We start from the raw sequence: 14,259 nt of genomic DNA, 5'->3' as shown, positions 1-14,259 counted from the left end.
CCGCACAGCGTCGCGCACGGCAGGCCGAGCACCAGCGGGGTGTCGCCCGACGGCCCACGCGTGTACGGCTTTGCCGTGTTTGTTCAGACCCGACGCCGAGGGGCATGATGAAGGCAGTCCTCGAGTGCTTGGGAGGCGGTTATGGACACGGTGCTTCTATGGCTGGCAGCAACGGTCATCTACTGGTGGGGCCTGCTCCCCTGACGAGTCGGTGACGCCGGCAGGTTCGCCAATGCCGATGGGCCCGTTCCGGAATTGTCCGGAACGGGCCCATCGGGTGCGTCGGGCTACTTCTGGCCGGCGCGCACGCCTACCTCGACCTTCTTGCCGAGTTCGGCGTCCACGTTCTTCCAGTACTCGAACACCCGCTGCAGCACGGGCTCACTGACACCGCCGAGCGCGTGGCCGACGATGTTGCTCACCAGACGCTCGCGGGCTGCGTCGTCGAGCACCTCGCGGACCAGGGTTCCGGCCTGCGTGAAGTCGCCGTCCTCCGGGTGCTGGATGTACCCGGCTCGCACCGCCTCGCCGTCGAACGCCCACAGGCCCTCGTCGCCGGCGGCCGACGGATCCGCGTGCGGACCGCCGTACGAGTTGGGCGCGTACACCGGGGTGTCGGCGGAGTTGAAGCTGTACCGCATCGCGCCCTCCTTGGAGTAGGAGTTCACGGGGCACTTCGGCGCGTTCACCGGCAGATCGGCGTAGTTGGTGCCGATGCGGTAGCGGTGGGCGTCGGCGTACGAGAAGACGCGGCCCAGCAGCATCTTGTCGGGGCTGAACCCGATGCCGGGCACCACGTTCGACGGCTCGAACGACGCCTGCTCGATCTGCGCGAAGAAGTTCTCCGGATTGCGGTTGAGCGTCCACTTGCCGACCTCGATGAGCGGGTAGTCCTTCTGCGACCACACCTTCGTCAGGTCGAACGGGTTGAAGCGGTAGCCCTCCGCCTCCGCGACCGGCATGACCTGAACCTTCATGGTCCAGCTCGGGAACTCGCCGCGGTCGATCGCGTCGTACAGATCGGCGCGGTGGTAGTCCGGGTCGGTGCCGGCGAGGGTGTCGGCCTCGGACTGGGTGAGGAACTCGATGCCCTGGTCGGTCTTGAAGTGGTACTTGACCCAGAAGCGCTCACCGGCCGCGTTCACCCACTGGTAGGTGTGCGAGCCGAAACCGTCCATGTGACGCCACGTCTTCGGGATGCCGCGGTCACCCATCAGCCACGTCACCTGGTGCGCGGTCTCCGGACGCAGCGTCCAGAAGTCCCACTGCATGTCGTGGTCGCGCAGGCCCGAGCCCGGGAGCCGCTTCTGCGAGCGGATGAAGTCGGGGAACTTGATGGGGTCCTTGATGAAGAAGATCGGCGTGTTGTTGCCGACGAGGTCGTAGTTGCCTTCCTCGGTGTAGAACTTCATCGCGAAACCGCGCGGGTCGCGCCAGGTGTCGGGGCTGCCCTGCTCGCCGGCGACGGTGGAGAAGCGCACCAGCGACTCGGTCTTCTTGCCGGGCTGCAGGAACTTCGCCTTGGTGTACTTGCTGACGTCGCCGGTGATGACCAGTTCGCCGAACGCGCCACCGCCCTTGGCGTGCACGATCCGCTCCGGCACCCGCTCGCGGTTGAACTGCGCGAGCTTCTCGATCAGGTAGTGGTCGTGCAGAAGAATCGGGCCCTGCGTCCCCGCGGTGAGCGACTCGTCGTCACTGGCAACGGGGATTCCGAAGTTGTTCGTCGTCGGACGTGATTGTGCGGACGTCATTTTGCGAAGCCTCCTTGGCACTACTGGGCTGTGGCTGTCTTCGAAGTGATCGACCCACCCGATCCGGGCACATCGTCTTGATTCTGTGAGCTGGTAACGGCCTGCGCCCCGGTTTTCGCCGAATCGTCTCGGCAATCGGGACACAAACCCCAGAACACGACCTCGGCCTCGTCGATCTCGAAGCCGTGGCTGCTCGAGGGCTCCAGGCAGGGAGCGTGGCCGACGACGCAGTCGACGTCGACGACCGTGCCGCACGAGCGGCACACCAGGTGGTGATGGTTGTCCGCGGTGCGGGTCTCGTACCGCGCCGGCGAGCCCGCAGGCTCGATCCGGCGCAGCAACCCCACCCGGACGCAGGCCCCGAGCACGTCGTAGATCGCCTGGGTCGAGACCGCCCCGAGCTGACGGCGCACCTCGGTGGCGATCTCGTCCGCACCCGAATGCGGATTGGCGGCAACGGTGTTCAGGACCGCAACGCGTGGAGCCGTGACCCGCAGACCCGCGTCCCGTAGCCGGGCGCGGGGGTCGAAGTCGTGCTCTCCTTGTTGCATGGCTCCAGCATGCCACTTTTCTGGAATAAGTCAAAAGAACGATGAGATCCAGATAGATGGGCTCCCATGAAGGACGACACCACCCCGGAATCGGACGCCGAAGCGAGTGCTGTCCGGCACCGCGCCCGGATCGACCGGGAACGCGCCGACACCCAGCGCCGGATCGCGGCGCTCACCGCGCGGTTCACCGGAATAGTGGAGGGGTCCGAGTTCACGACGGACGACGACGAGCACGACCCAGAAGGGTCGACCATCGCCTTCGAGCGGGCCCAGGTCTCGGCGCTGCTCGCGGAGGCTCGACGAGATCTGGACGACCTGGCGGAGGCGGCGCAGCGCCTCGAGGACGGCGCCTACGGAGTCTGCGTGCACTGCGGGACACCGATCGCCGAGGCACGCCTGGACGCACTCCCCGCCGCCACGACGTGCATCGACTGCTCGGGCCGCCGCCCGTGACGGGTTTCGGAGAGACCACCGTTCCGCTACGCTCGCACGCAAGGTAGCCCCGCGCCCGACGGCGTCGCCCGTCGGTCTTCCGAGTGCGCGGGGTTCTTTCGATGACAACCGCATCGGCCCATCGCACGCTCACCATGTTCGTTCCCGGCTGGATCCTCGACGACCGTTCCCTCGCCCCGCCGGCAGTGGGCGACCTCGTCGAAACGCACCTCACGTTCGGCGAGGCGGAGACCCCACCCGCGTCGTATGCGCAGACCTTCCGCGCCACCGCGCGTCCGGCGTACGGACACATGCCCGGAGGCGATCCGGAGAGCGGCCTGCACTGGCTGCACGAGTTGTCCGGTGACGGCTGGGCCGCGAAGTGGTACGCGGATCGGCCGACCACCAGCCGGGTCGAGGTCCACGGGGCCCTCTTCGCCGATTTCGATATGGGATCCGGCGATCCCCTGCCGGTGCGCGGACGTGTACGGCGGGTGCGCGTAGTGAGCCACCGACGGGAACGGACACCGACCGGCACCCGCCTCGTCCACGGCAGCGAGCGCCTGACCGACGTCGAGGCGACGCCGCGCATCTTCTGGTCGAGCCAGGAGCCCGCATCGGAGGACGACCCGTACGTCTTGACGGGCGTACTCGTCGACCTGGACCTCGACGACGTCCCCGCAACCGATTCCGAGTTCGTGGCGGGTGCGGTGTCGATCTCCGGGACCGACGTGTGGGTGATGGACCGAGCCGATCCCGTTCTGCTGCATGCCGATACCGCGGCCATACCGCCGCGGGTGGTCGAATACCTGCTGCCGATGACCGCCGAGCGGCCGCGTGACCACTGGACCCGCGCCGTCCACGCCGACGCGAACGGCTGCTGGATCACGTCCGAGCACGACGTGTTCCGCTGCGATCTGGGCGCGGATGGGTCGGTGACCGTCGAGCGCCTGTGCACCGAGGGCGGGCGCAGCGTCGTCGACGACGGACACCTGTATCTACTCGACACGACCGAGCCGCACATGCGACACGACCGCCGGTACGGGACGGTGCGCGTCGACCCACCACCCCATCCCGTCCGCGTGCTCGACGACGCGCGCCGACTGATCCCGGTCGACGATCCCACCACCGTCGCACGGGTACGTGCCGCCGCCACCCGCGCCGACATCGCCCGTGGCGCCGGCGGCACGGAATGGATCGCCCACGGCGGGCTCACCGCACAATCCCCCAGCGGCACACGCGAATCGGTGAACCTCGACACCCGCACCCGCGGCCGCGTCCACTGGATCCAACCCGACCCCTACGCCGATCCGGCGAACCGGGCCCTCGTCCCGTTCCTCTGCATGCCGATTCCCGCCGCCGCCCCGGACCCCGAGTAGAGCTGAAGGGTCCCTTCATGCGCTGTCAGCGCGTGAAGGGACCCTTCAGCTGATGGCCGGGGCAGGTCAGGCGAAGCGCGCCTGCACCGCTTGCAGGCCCGCGACGTAGACGCCGTCGCCGAAGATCTGTTCCACGGTGGCGACCGCGTCGTCCTCGGATTCGTACCGTGCGCTCCAGAGGATCTCGGACTTGTCGCCCTGCGGGGTCACCGCGAGGGTGGCGACGTAGTCGCGGATCGGCAGCATCGGGTCGAGCACCTCGTAGCTGTAGCTGCGGGCCGCGGGATCGCGGGCGACGAGTTCCTCCCGCGCGACGACGCGGCCGTCGACCGAGAAGGTACGAATCGAGCCGACATGCGTCGGGTCGCCCTCGATTTCGGACGGCGGGACGCTGGGATGCCAGGCGCCCAGGCCGTCGAAGTCGCCGATGTGGGACCAGACGCTGTCCGCGTCGGCCGCGACGACGATGCTGCGTACGAGTGACCGGGTCATGCGTGTCTCCGTTTCTACCTTCGAGTTTCTTCCGATGTTCTTGATAATCAAGCATTTCGGTCGACATCCAGGCGCCGCACCGACAGCGCGGCCACTCGGCCGACCCGTACCGGAGGCGTTCCGCCAGCCACCCCTGAATGTGTCCTGGCGCACAGTAGCAGGATGACACGATCTGCCGTTGTGGCACGTACTGGCACCCGGTGTGCGAGCCGGTCGCCGGCGCCCCACTACTACGCAATGTAGTAAAAAGACTCCGCCGTGAGACCGACGAGGGATAGGTTGACCTCATGGGGACACCGGGGAGGACTGGTCCGATTACCGTGGGCGGGGCACCAGACGGGCGGAGCGACAGTGAACCACCAAGCGGAACAGGCGAATCGCAGACCCGGAAGCCGCGGTGCCGGCTGCTTCGCGCGGTGCGATGGATTTCCGCCGGTCTCGTTGCGGCAGTATCATTTTCGGCGGCCTACCACTGGTGGAAGACGCCACACGACAAGCAGGCCATCGAACAACTGATCGGCGCCGAACACCGGTATGTCGAGGTGGACGGGCACCGGATGAGCGTGGCGGTGCAAGGTTCGGGACCGCGGACCATCGTCCTGGTGCCCGGCCTGGCCACGCCGGAGCCGATCCTCGGCTTCGCTCCTCTCGCAGGACGTCTGGCAGAGCAGAACACGGTCGTCACCGTCGAACCCTTCGGGCTGGGCCTCAGCGACGGCACCGACTCCCCCCGCACCAGCGAGGCGATCGTCGGCGAGATCCGCACCGCGCTGGCGACACTGGGCATCGAGGGCCCGTACGTCCTCATGCCGCATTCCGTTTCGGGCCTGTATGCGATGTGGTGGACCACTCACCACCCGCAGGAGGTCGCCGCCGTGGTGGGACTCGACGACGAGCGCTATACCGACGACGGCGCCCAGGGCTCCCCGGACTGGCCGAGTTGGATGGCGATCGTCAACGCCGTCGGGGGCACCCGAGACCTCATCGCACTGGACGAGAGCACCGACTACCTGGGACTTGTCGCCGACTACCGACAGAGTCTCGGCGACGCCGCCGAATACACCTCCGACCAGCAGGATCTCTACCTGCGTGCGTACTCGTGGGTGCTGAACCCGACCGTGCTCGACGAGATGGCCCGCGGGGCACAAAACGTGCAGGCGGCCGAGGGCGCCGTGTTCCCGCCGAACCTGCCGGCCCTGTCGATCCTCGCCGCGTCGTCACTCGAAGTGGAACCGGAATGGGAGCCCTCGCACCGCGCCGCGATCAGCAACCCGGAGATCCAGGAGGTCACGGTCATGGAGGGTCATCACTACCTGTTCCACGCCCACGCGGCGGCGATCGCCGAGTCGACGCAGCAGTTCCTCGACGAGCACGTGCCGACTCGCTGAACCGGTCGACGCGCAGGCCCACAGGCCGCCACCGGGCGGGCTACGCCTCCTCGGCCTCGAACACGATTCCCAGCTTCGAGTCCTCCGTCGCCGCATCCACCCCGCGATCCTTGGCTGCGATGCGCTCGATCATCTGGCGGACCGCACGCGTGATCGTCTCGCGCACGAACGCATCGGGATCCGACGCCGTCCGGACATCGGCGCGACCGATGTGGATCTGCGCGGTCATGGAGCGTTTCGCGACCGACACGCGCGGGTGCCGCAATCCGGGCGGCCCGTCCGTCGACGAGATGGATCCCCCGACGTGCAGCAGCACGTCGAGATCGTAGGCGAAACGGAGCACGCCCAGCCGGCGCTTCACCCTGGTGACGGCGGCAATCCACTCCCCCGGTATGTCCGGGCCTCCGTACACGGTCCGGAACGTCAGCCGGCCGGTGAAGTCGGACTCGTGCCCTGCGTTGTCCACCCGCCGAGTATAGGGCGGCCTACACCGCGTCGAGGCGCACGAGCGTCGTCTGCACCCCGCACGCTTTCACCGCGCGATGCACCGAAACCCGATGTGGCTCATGCCCGTGTCGACCATGTGCGGCCGGCGGGCGGCGGGCCGGTAGCGGCGGCAGTAGCTGTCGGCGCACAGGAACGAGCCGCCCTTGATCACCTTGCGGGGCACCCGGAACTGCGGTTGCCGCGGATCGTAGCTGTCCTCGATGCCGGGGCCGCGCGGGTTCCGCGGCGCGCAGCACGAGTGTCCGGTGTCGTGCCCGTCGGCGTACCAGTCGTCGGTCCATTCCCAGACGTTGCCGGCCATGTCGTACAGCCCGTACGGATTCGGCGGGTACGACGCGACCGGCGTCGTGCTGCCGTATCCCGGTGCCGCGCGCCAGGGGAAGTCGCCGTGCCAGAAGTTCGCCAGGCGCTCGCCGGCAGGTTCGGGTTCGCCACCCCACGTGAACTCGACATGATCGAGCCCACCGCGGGCCGCCGCCTCCCACTGGGCCTCGGTGGGCAGCGCCCGCCCGGCCCACTCGGCGTAAGCCTGCGCATCCTCGTGCGCGATGTGCACAACGGGGTGCTCGCCGCGACCGGTGAGCGTGGACCGCGGACCCTCCGGCCGGCGCCACGACGCCCCCGGCGTCCACCGCCACCACTGGTCGATGTGGCGGAGATCGACCGGGCCCGGCGTCCCCACGAACACCATCGACCCCGGCTGCAGGTTCTCGGCGGGTGCGCCCGGGAAGTCTGCGGGGTCCAGGGGACGTTCGGCGACCGTCCGGTACCCGGTGCCCGCGACGAAGGACGCGTACTGGGCGTTGGTGACCTGCCGGGTCTCGATGGCGAACGCCTCGACCTCGACGCGATGCGCCGGCCGCTCCTCCGGATAGTGGGTGTCGGAGCCCATCGTGAAGGTCTGGGCGGGGATGTTTCGGAGTTCGGTCAGGATGACGGTACCGGTCGTCACGAGATTCCTTCCTGCTCAGGCGGTGCCGGGCGCGAACACCTCGAGCCAATCATCCTTCATGCTCACCACGGTCCAGTCGTTTCGACGCGCGTGTTCGAGGACGTCCTCCGCGCCGGCGACGTAGTCGAACTCTCGCTCCCCGTCGTCGTGCAGGAGCAGCATCCGCAGGGACGCGCGGTCGGGTTGCCCGGAGAACGAGAGCATCGGAAGGTCTCCGTTGGAGTTGCCGACGGACAGGATCGGCCGGCGTCCGATCCGGCTCCAGATCCGGATCGGCTTCTCCGGGCCGTCGTCGAAGAAGTCCATCGCGGCCTTGTAGAGCAGGTCGGTCGCGCCCTCCCCCTCCCGGTACTCGAGCCCCAGGGCACTGCCGATGATCCGCTCCGGCGGAACCCCGTACAGCTGCCCGGCGACCGGACGCATGAAGTCCCGGTCGCCACCGGACGCGATGTAGGTGGTGAATCCGTTCGCCTCGAGGTAGCGCAGCAACTCGACCATCGGGGGGTAACCGCACCCGCGGTACGGCCGGGCCAGCGTCGGATGGTCGGCGTCACCGAAGAACGCCGTCACCCGGGCGTCGTAATCCTCGACCGTGACCTCTCCGAATGCCTGAGTGATCGCTCCCATCAACAACTTCAGATCGCCGTCGTCGCCGTGATAGTGCTTGACCATCGCGGCACCGAGCCACTGCATGTCGTTCTCGTACGCCGCCTTCCACGGCTGTTGCGACCGCAGTGACGCGTCACCCTCCGCCATCTCCGCCAACCGTCGGATGGTGAAGTCGAGCTGGATCGGCATGGGCTTCTCGCACCACAGGGTGCCGTCGTTGTCGAACACGGCAACGCGGCCTTCGGGTTCCACATAGTCGGGTCCGGCCGGGTCGACGACCCGTTCGACGAAATCCACTATCGCGGTGCGGGTTTTCCCGTCGGACCAGGACGCAAGAAAGTCTGCCATTGCGTTCAGTCCCGAGTGAGGAAGGTGTGCAGCTTCTTCACTGCATGATCGATCGTGAAGCTGGCCGCTTCCTGCCGGGGCGGGAATTCCTTGAACGTCTCGAGGAATGCGGTGGTGATCGCGGTTCCGTAGAAGGCGATGTAGTCGTGGTCGAGGAACCAGTCCCAGTAGGTGTTCGAGGTGGCGTCGGCGCGCTCGTACGGATCGGTTCGCAGGTTGAACAGCTTGGGGACGCGTAGTTGAGTGAACGGCTCCGCCCAGATACCGAGGGTTCCCTGGGCCCGCTGCTCCATGAAGACGATCTTCCAGTTCTCGAACCTGATGCCGAGGACATCACAGTCGTCGGAGAAGTAGACCATCCCGCGGCGTGGGCTCGTGTCGACCTCGCCGGTGAGGTACGGCAGCAGGTTGTAGCCGTCGATGTGCACCTTGAACGTCTTGTCGTCGACGGTGTGCCCGGCCTTCAGCTTGTCCACGATGTCCGCGTCGCCGGCTGCGGCGAGGAACGTGGGCAGCCAGTCGTGATGCTGGACGATGTCGTTGGAGACCGCTCCCGCCGGGATCCTGCCGGGCCATCGGATCACCTGCGGAACCCGGAATGCGCCCTCCCAGTTGGTGTCCTTCTCACTGCGGAACGGCGTGGTCGCCCCGTCCGGCCACGTGTTGGCGTGCGGCCCGTTGTCGGTGCTGTAGATGACGATCGTGTTCTCGGCCAGGCCGAGTTCGTCGAGGACGTCGAGGACCTGGCCGACGTTCTTGTCGTGGTCGATCATCGTGTCGTGGTACGGCGACTGCCAGATGCCCGACTGCCCCAGGCTCTCGGGCTTGGTATGCGTGCGCAGGTGCATGTGGGTGAAGTTCACCCACATGAAGAACGGCGCGTCCTCGGCATGCTTGCGACGGATGAAATCGACAGCTGCATCGGCGATCTCGTCGTCGACGGTCTCCATCCGCTTCTTCGTCAGCGGACCGGTGTCCTCGATCCTCTGTCGTCCCACCCGGCCGAACTTCGGGTCCTCGGCGGAATCGTCCTCGTCGGTGGCCCACGAACGAAGGACCCCACGAGGCTTCTGGAGGTTGTACAACCGTGGAAACTGCTCCTCGTGCGGGTAATCCGGCAGCTCGGGCTCCTCCTCGACGTTGAGGTGGTAGAGGTTACCGAAGAATTCGTCGAACCCATGGACGGTCGGCAGGTGCTTGTTCAGATCACCGAGGTGGTTCTTGCCGAACTGCCCGGTCGCGTAGCCGAGTGGCTTGAGTAGTTCCGCGATGGTGGGGTCCTCGGCGGACAATCCGATGTCGGCGCCGGGAAACCCGACCTTGCTCATGCCGGTCCGGTACACGCTCTGACCGGTGATGAACGACGCGCGGCCGGCGGTGCAGCTCTGCTCGCCGTACGAGTCGGTGAACTTCATGCCTTCCTCGGCGAGCCGGTCGATGTTCGGGGTCCGGTAACCCATCAATCCGTCGCTGTAGCAACTGAGATTGGTGATCCCGATGTCGTCTCCCCAGATCACCAGAATGTTCGGCTTCGAATCCGGCATCACAAATCTCCTTGTTCGCTCCGTATGTCGTTCCGTCCGTGTGAGATCAGGCTGCGCCCTTCGTCTGCCTTCCACATCACCCGTTCGGGATGAACCCGGACCACCGCGATGACACCCCGGGTCTCACGTGGCCGGCACGACGGGTTCCGGTGCCGGACTCCGGTCGACGGCTTCCGGCGTGGGAGGCGGAATGTCGACCTCCGGTGGATCCGGCACGTCCTCCGCCTTCTCGCCGATGAGGACGTTCACCCAGCGAGTGGCCGGGTCGATGTCGAGCAGCATCGCCTTGACGAGCAGGGTCATCGGAATCGCCAGCAGCGCACCCAGCGGACCGAGCACCCAGGCCCAGAACACCAGTGCCAGGAAGGTCATCGTCACGCTGATACCGACGGCGTCGCCGACGAACTTCGGCTGGATGATCGACTGGATGACGAAGTTGATCACGCAGTAGACCACGATGACCCACATCATGAGGACCGGTCCGCCGTCGAGCAGCGCGAGCAGCGCGGGCGGGATCACCCCGATCACGAAACCGATGTTGGGAATGTAGTTCGTGATGAACGACAACAGCGCCCACAGCACCGGCAGCGGCACCCCCATCAGCCACAGGGCGCCACCGTCGAGTACCGCAACGATGAGGCCGAACACGGTGGACACGACCAGGTACTTACGTGTTCCTGCGGCGAAAGTCGTAAGCGCATAGGCGATCTCGGGCCTGCTACGCGCAACGATCTGCATCTTCTTGCCGATACTCATCCCGTCGAACGCCATGAACAACAGCAGAGCGAGGATGAAGAAGAGGTTGGAGAACACCCCGAGAAGACTCTGCAGTGCGGATTCGATCAGCCCGACGACCTTGCCGACGTCGATGCTGCTGAGCGCGTTGTGGATCTGCTCGGAACTCACGCCCGCGCCGGCCAGCACCGACCGGAGACCGTCCAGGAGATCGTCGACGGTGTCGGCATACTGCGGCAGTTGGGTGGCGAGTTGCGCCGCAGACAACGCCAGCGCCCCGATCAGCCCGATGAGAATCAGGTACACCACGATCAGTGCGGTGATCATCCCGGTCCACGCGGGAAGCCTGCGACGCTGCACCCAGGACTGAATCGGCTGCACCGCGATGGTGAGCATGAGCGCGAGGAACACCGGACCGAGGATTCCGGCGAAGACCTTGATCCCCGCGATCGACACCACCGCCCCTGCACCCGCGAGCAACACGATCAGGCCTCGGGGTATCGCCCAGGGTGCTGGTGTCAACGTAGGCACCGGCACCACGGGTGTGACCCGGTCGGCTCGCAATTCGTGTGATCCCGTCATCGTTCCTCCCGGAGCAGATTCCGCTGCCTATCAGTCCGCGAACACCTCACGAAGGTGCGCTTCCTGCTCGTGGGACAGGTTCGTGGAGATCAGTTCCCCGTGCTGACCGTGGAACTCGTCATGGACCCGGTCGAGGGTCGCGTCGGAGGTGAGCACGAACAGCGCCGACGTACCAGGGGTGATCTGTTCCTTCAGCCGCTTGATGAAGTCGTCGTCGATTCCGACGTCGGTCAGTGCCCCACTCAGCGCACCGACCGCGGCGCCGACGGCAACCCCGATCAGCGGGATGAAGAACAGGATGCCGAACAGCAACCCCCAGAAGGCACCGCCGAGGGCACCCGCGCCGGCGAGGTTGGTGAGCTGGCGGGTTCTCGGCTTCTTCTTCCCTTCCGGCCAGCTCACGACCGCCGCGTCGTGGACGATGATCAATGCCTGCTTCTGCAGGTCCTCCAACGTCGCGATCGCCGTGTCCGCTCCGGTCGGGGATGCGAACTTCCAGACAGTCAATGTTCCTGCCATGATCATCTCCTCGAGGTTTTGAGCCGGATCGGCCCTGTCAGCACCGTAAGCGCTGAATCGGACCGAGAACTCACACCTTTCGGATGAAGTGCCGACGCATCGGCATCGCGCAGCAGTGCCGCGGCAGGGCGGAGGCCCCGCCGCGACGCTTCGGATCAGCCCGGAACGGGCGCTGTGACACCGAGTGAGAGGGCGCCCATGATCTTCGGCGCGCCCTTCTCGTAGAAGCTGTCGAGATCGGCGATCTCGAAGCCTGCGGCGCGAACCAGGGCAGGGATGTCGCGGGTCAGGTGGCAGCCACCGGCGACAGTCTTCTGGATCGGCTCGAACCTGCGCTGCCAACGCTGCACCTTGGAATGCGGCGCGAGCCCGTGTTCGACGAAGTGCAGGGTGCCCCCGGGTTTCAGGACTCGACGCACCTCGTGCAGCGCAGCATCCACGTCGGGGATCGTGCACATCGTCCAGGTCGACAGGGCGGTGTCGAACGTGTTGTCGGGGAACGGCAGCGACTGCCCGTCGAGGCCGGACCGCTCGACAGGGACACCGGATCGGGCGAGTCGCCGGCCGGCGAGTTTCCAGGCCTCGTCGGCCGGCTCGACGGCGCTGACCGAGTCGACGGCGGCCGGGTAGAACGGGACGTTGAGTCCCGACCCGAAACCGATCTCGAGCACGCGGCCGTGCAGGCCCGCGCACGCCCGCTTCCGCGACGATTCGGTCAGCGACATCCCACACGAGGCCTCCACCAGGTGCGGGACGATCCGATCGGTATAGAACCCCATGACAGCCTCCTGTGACGCAGTCTCGACCGTCCCACGATGACACGGCCGACCCCCTCTACCGACAGAGCACCTCCACGCTAGCGGTCAGTCGGCCACGGCTGCAGACGGCGCGTCCGCCTGCCGGATCGATCGGGGAATCGCGATGGCAGCCAGGGCGCCGAGTAGCGCCGCACCGGCGACCATCGCGAATCCGATGGAGATGCCGGCGTTCGAGTACAGCACGCCGTCTTCGGCAGCGATCGCGATGTGCGAGTTCAACATCGCGAAGACGAGTACCGGCAGGATCGCGGGAAGCAGGTTGCCCGCGGTGGACGAGATGGCGCCGGCCGTGGCCAGAAGCTGTGGTGGGACAGCCTCGATGAGCAGATTCGGGGTGGCCGCGTATCCCATCCCTCCACCCAGCCCGACGGCTGCGGCGAGCAGGATGACAATGGTCTTGGAGTCGTGCGTGACCGCGAGGAGCACGCTTCCCGCAGTGATCAGGACGAGTCCGGTGACCATCATCGATTTGGGGCGAACTCGCGGGACCAGAGCACCGACGATGAATCCACCCACCAAGGTCATCGCTGCTTCGGGAGCGTGGAACCACGCGTATTCTCCTGCGTCGGCGCCGAATCCGTAGCCGAGACCGATGTCGCCCGGCGTCATGACCATCATCGGGAGCAACATGACGAAGGCTGCGATGGCGGCCCAGCACAGACCCGAGCTGAGCGAGGTCAGCGCGACGGGGCGCTGCGACAGGATCGAGAGATCGATGATTGGGTCGCGGAGCTTACCGGCGGATATGTACCAGGCGAGCATGAACATCAGTCCGACGGCCAGCCAGGCCAGCGTGGCGGGTGCGGTCCACCCCCAGTCGGGTCCGAAGCTGATGCCGAGCAGCAGTCCGGCGAGGCCGATCCCGAGGAGCATCGCTCCGATCAAATCGATTCGCGCCGGAAGCCTGATCGGCGACTCCTCCGTGGTGGCTCGGATGATCACCGCCAACAGCGAGAGCCCGATGACGAAGAACCAGAAGACGCCACGAAATCCGAAGTTGTCGATGATCCAACCGGCGAGGAAGGGCGCAGGTACCGCGATCAGTCCCATACCGGTGGTGGAGATGCTCACCGCCATCGTGACCGTCCGCGGCGGGTACACGTCCCGGATCAGCGCATACACCAGGAACAGGCACGGGCTGAGGAGTCCGGTCAGGGCCCAGCCCAGCACGAGAATCGGAAGCGTCGGAGCCACCGCGGCGACCAGCGCACCGACAGCCGCGAGCAGAACGCAGGCGAGCAGCACCTTCCGTTTCCCGTGGGTATCGGCCAGCTTTCCGAGCAGCGGCGACGCCACGGCCCCGACCAACAGGAAGGCCGTGATGATCCACACCCCCTGCGTGGTGTGGAAGTGCGACGAAATCTGCGGCAGTGCAACAGAAACCATCAAGTAGCTACAGGCGAGCATCTCCAGTACCAGCACCATGGAGACGAACGAGAGCACGAGTCGTGGTGTCCAGCTTCCGATGCCGGAAGCTGCGGGGTGTCCGGTCGCGACGATAGTGTCACCACCGTGGAATGCGGGATCCATAAGCGGGCCTTTCAACCTTGATGAGGGATCGGTGCAACCCCACTCGTGCAGGAAGGCACGAGCGTGGGACAGAGCGATGGAACCGCCGATCAGAGATCGGTAGGCGCGGGTAGGCGCGA

Annotated in this window: 14 protein-coding genes; 3 read left to right on the top strand and 11 right to left on the bottom strand. The window is 66.5% G+C overall.

Annotation, left to right across the window (positions count from 1 at the left end):
* Positions 1-287: 287 nt before the first annotated feature.
* Positions 288-1,754 (bottom strand): catalase, encoded by a 1,467-nt coding sequence (locus IJ15_RS0115555; RefSeq protein ID WP_031939271.1) that lies wholly within the window; start codon positions 1,752-1,754, stop codon positions 288-290.
* A gap of 20 nt (positions 1,755-1,774) precedes the next feature.
* Complete coding sequence (locus IJ15_RS0115550) at positions 1,775-2,305, bottom strand: Fur family transcriptional regulator (protein WP_031939270.1); 531 nt, start codon at positions 2,303-2,305, stop codon at positions 1,775-1,777.
* A gap of 66 nt (positions 2,306-2,371) precedes the next feature.
* On the opposite strand from IJ15_RS0115550, the gene IJ15_RS0115545 reads away from it, so the two are divergent.
* Positions 2,372-2,758, top strand: a complete 387-nt coding sequence (locus tag IJ15_RS0115545; protein ID WP_051918963.1) for a TraR/DksA family transcriptional regulator — start codon at positions 2,372-2,374, stop codon at positions 2,756-2,758.
* A gap of 101 nt (positions 2,759-2,859) precedes the next feature.
* Complete coding sequence (locus tag IJ15_RS0115540) at positions 2,860-4,116, top strand: hypothetical protein (RefSeq protein ID WP_156112117.1); 1,257 nt, start codon at positions 2,860-2,862, stop codon at positions 4,114-4,116.
* Between the two features lie 66 nt (positions 4,117-4,182).
* On the opposite strand, the gene IJ15_RS0115535 is transcribed toward IJ15_RS0115540, so the two are convergent.
* Positions 4,183-4,608 (bottom strand): SRPBCC family protein, encoded by a 426-nt coding sequence (locus tag IJ15_RS0115535; RefSeq protein WP_031939267.1) that lies wholly within the window; start codon positions 4,606-4,608, stop codon positions 4,183-4,185.
* Between the two features lie 416 nt (positions 4,609-5,024).
* On the opposite strand from IJ15_RS0115535, the gene IJ15_RS0115530 reads away from it, so the two are divergent.
* Positions 5,025-5,996 (top strand): alpha/beta fold hydrolase, encoded by a 972-nt coding sequence (locus IJ15_RS0115530; RefSeq protein ID WP_231569549.1) that lies wholly within the window; start codon positions 5,025-5,027, stop codon positions 5,994-5,996.
* Positions 5,997-6,036: 40 nt separating this feature from the next.
* Here IJ15_RS0115530 and IJ15_RS0115525 read toward each other — a convergent pair whose 3' ends face one another.
* The 8 genes from IJ15_RS0115525 to IJ15_RS0115490 form a co-directional block, all read right to left on the bottom strand.
* Positions 6,037-6,462: a hypothetical protein gene (locus IJ15_RS0115525; RefSeq protein WP_031939265.1), complete on the bottom strand. Its 426-nt coding sequence runs from the start codon at positions 6,460-6,462 to the stop codon at positions 6,037-6,039.
* A 66-nt stretch (positions 6,463-6,528) separates the two neighbouring features.
* Positions 6,529-7,437, bottom strand: a complete 909-nt coding sequence (locus IJ15_RS0115520) for a formylglycine-generating enzyme family protein (RefSeq protein ID WP_156112123.1) — start codon at positions 7,435-7,437, stop codon at positions 6,529-6,531.
* Between the two features lie 33 nt (positions 7,438-7,470).
* Positions 7,471-8,412 carry an HAD family hydrolase gene (locus IJ15_RS0115515; RefSeq protein ID WP_031939263.1) on the bottom strand — a complete coding sequence of 314 codons (942 nt, stop codon included), beginning with the start codon at positions 8,410-8,412 and terminating at the stop codon, positions 7,471-7,473.
* 5 nt (positions 8,413-8,417) lie between these two features.
* Positions 8,418-9,956, bottom strand: coding sequence for an arylsulfatase (locus tag IJ15_RS0115510; protein ID WP_031939262.1), 1,539 nt, complete (start codon positions 9,954-9,956; stop codon positions 8,418-8,420).
* Between the two features lie 123 nt (positions 9,957-10,079).
* Positions 10,080-11,273, bottom strand: a complete 1,194-nt coding sequence (locus tag IJ15_RS0115505; RefSeq protein WP_081880759.1) for an AI-2E family transporter — start codon at positions 11,271-11,273, stop codon at positions 10,080-10,082.
* Positions 11,274-11,303: 30 nt separating this feature from the next.
* The gene (locus IJ15_RS0115500; protein WP_031939260.1) at positions 11,304-11,792 is read right to left on the bottom strand and encodes a DUF1269 domain-containing protein; all 489 of its coding nucleotides are present in this window, start codon (positions 11,790-11,792) and stop codon (positions 11,304-11,306) included.
* 155 nt (positions 11,793-11,947) lie between these two features.
* The gene (locus IJ15_RS0115495; RefSeq protein WP_031939259.1) at positions 11,948-12,571 is read right to left on the bottom strand and encodes a class I SAM-dependent methyltransferase; all 624 of its coding nucleotides are present in this window, start codon (positions 12,569-12,571) and stop codon (positions 11,948-11,950) included.
* 84 nt (positions 12,572-12,655) lie between these two features.
* The gene (locus IJ15_RS0115490) at positions 12,656-14,140 is read right to left on the bottom strand and encodes an MFS transporter (protein WP_081880758.1); all 1,485 of its coding nucleotides are present in this window, start codon (positions 14,138-14,140) and stop codon (positions 12,656-12,658) included.
* Between the last annotated feature and the right edge of the window lie 119 nt (positions 14,141-14,259).

The sequence above is a fragment of the Prescottella defluvii genome (assembly GCF_000738775.1).
In the GTDB taxonomy this organism is placed as follows: Bacteria; Actinomycetota; Actinomycetes; order Mycobacteriales; family Mycobacteriaceae; genus Prescottella; species Prescottella defluvii.
This window is presented reverse-complemented; position numbering and strand designations above follow the sequence as displayed.

What these genes read in the sequence shown, in the direction of transcription:
- IJ15_RS0115555 (WP_031939271.1), bottom strand. Translation starts at nt 1,754, where the DNA reads ATGACGTCCGCACAATCACGTCCGACGACGAACAACTTCGGAATCCCC.
- IJ15_RS0115550 (WP_031939270.1), bottom strand. Translation starts at nt 2,305, where the DNA reads ATGCAACAAGGAGAGCACGACTTCGACCCCCGCGCCCGGCTACGGGAC.
- IJ15_RS0115545 (WP_051918963.1), top strand. Translation starts at nt 2,372, where the DNA reads ATGAAGGACGACACCACCCCGGAATCGGACGCCGAAGCGAGTGCTGTC.
- IJ15_RS0115540 (WP_156112117.1), top strand. Translation starts at nt 2,860, where the DNA reads ATGACAACCGCATCGGCCCATCGCACGCTCACCATGTTCGTTCCCGGC.
- IJ15_RS0115535 (WP_031939267.1), bottom strand. Translation starts at nt 4,608, where the DNA reads ATGACCCGGTCACTCGTACGCAGCATCGTCGTCGCGGCCGACGCGGAC.
- IJ15_RS0115515 (WP_031939263.1), bottom strand. Translation starts at nt 8,412, where the DNA reads ATGGCAGACTTTCTTGCGTCCTGGTCCGACGGGAAAACCCGCACCGCG.
- IJ15_RS0115510 (WP_031939262.1), bottom strand. Translation starts at nt 9,956, where the DNA reads ATGCCGGATTCGAAGCCGAACATTCTGGTGATCTGGGGAGACGACATC.
- IJ15_RS0115505 (WP_081880759.1), bottom strand. Translation starts at nt 11,273, where the DNA reads ATGACGGGATCACACGAATTGCGAGCCGACCGGGTCACACCCGTGGTG.
- IJ15_RS0115500 (WP_031939260.1), bottom strand. Translation starts at nt 11,792, where the DNA reads ATGGCAGGAACATTGACTGTCTGGAAGTTCGCATCCCCGACCGGAGCG.
- IJ15_RS0115495 (WP_031939259.1), bottom strand. Translation starts at nt 12,571, where the DNA reads ATGGGGTTCTATACCGATCGGATCGTCCCGCACCTGGTGGAGGCCTCG.
- IJ15_RS0115490 (WP_081880758.1), bottom strand. Translation starts at nt 14,140, where the DNA reads ATGGATCCCGCATTCCACGGTGGTGACACTATCGTCGCGACCGGACAC.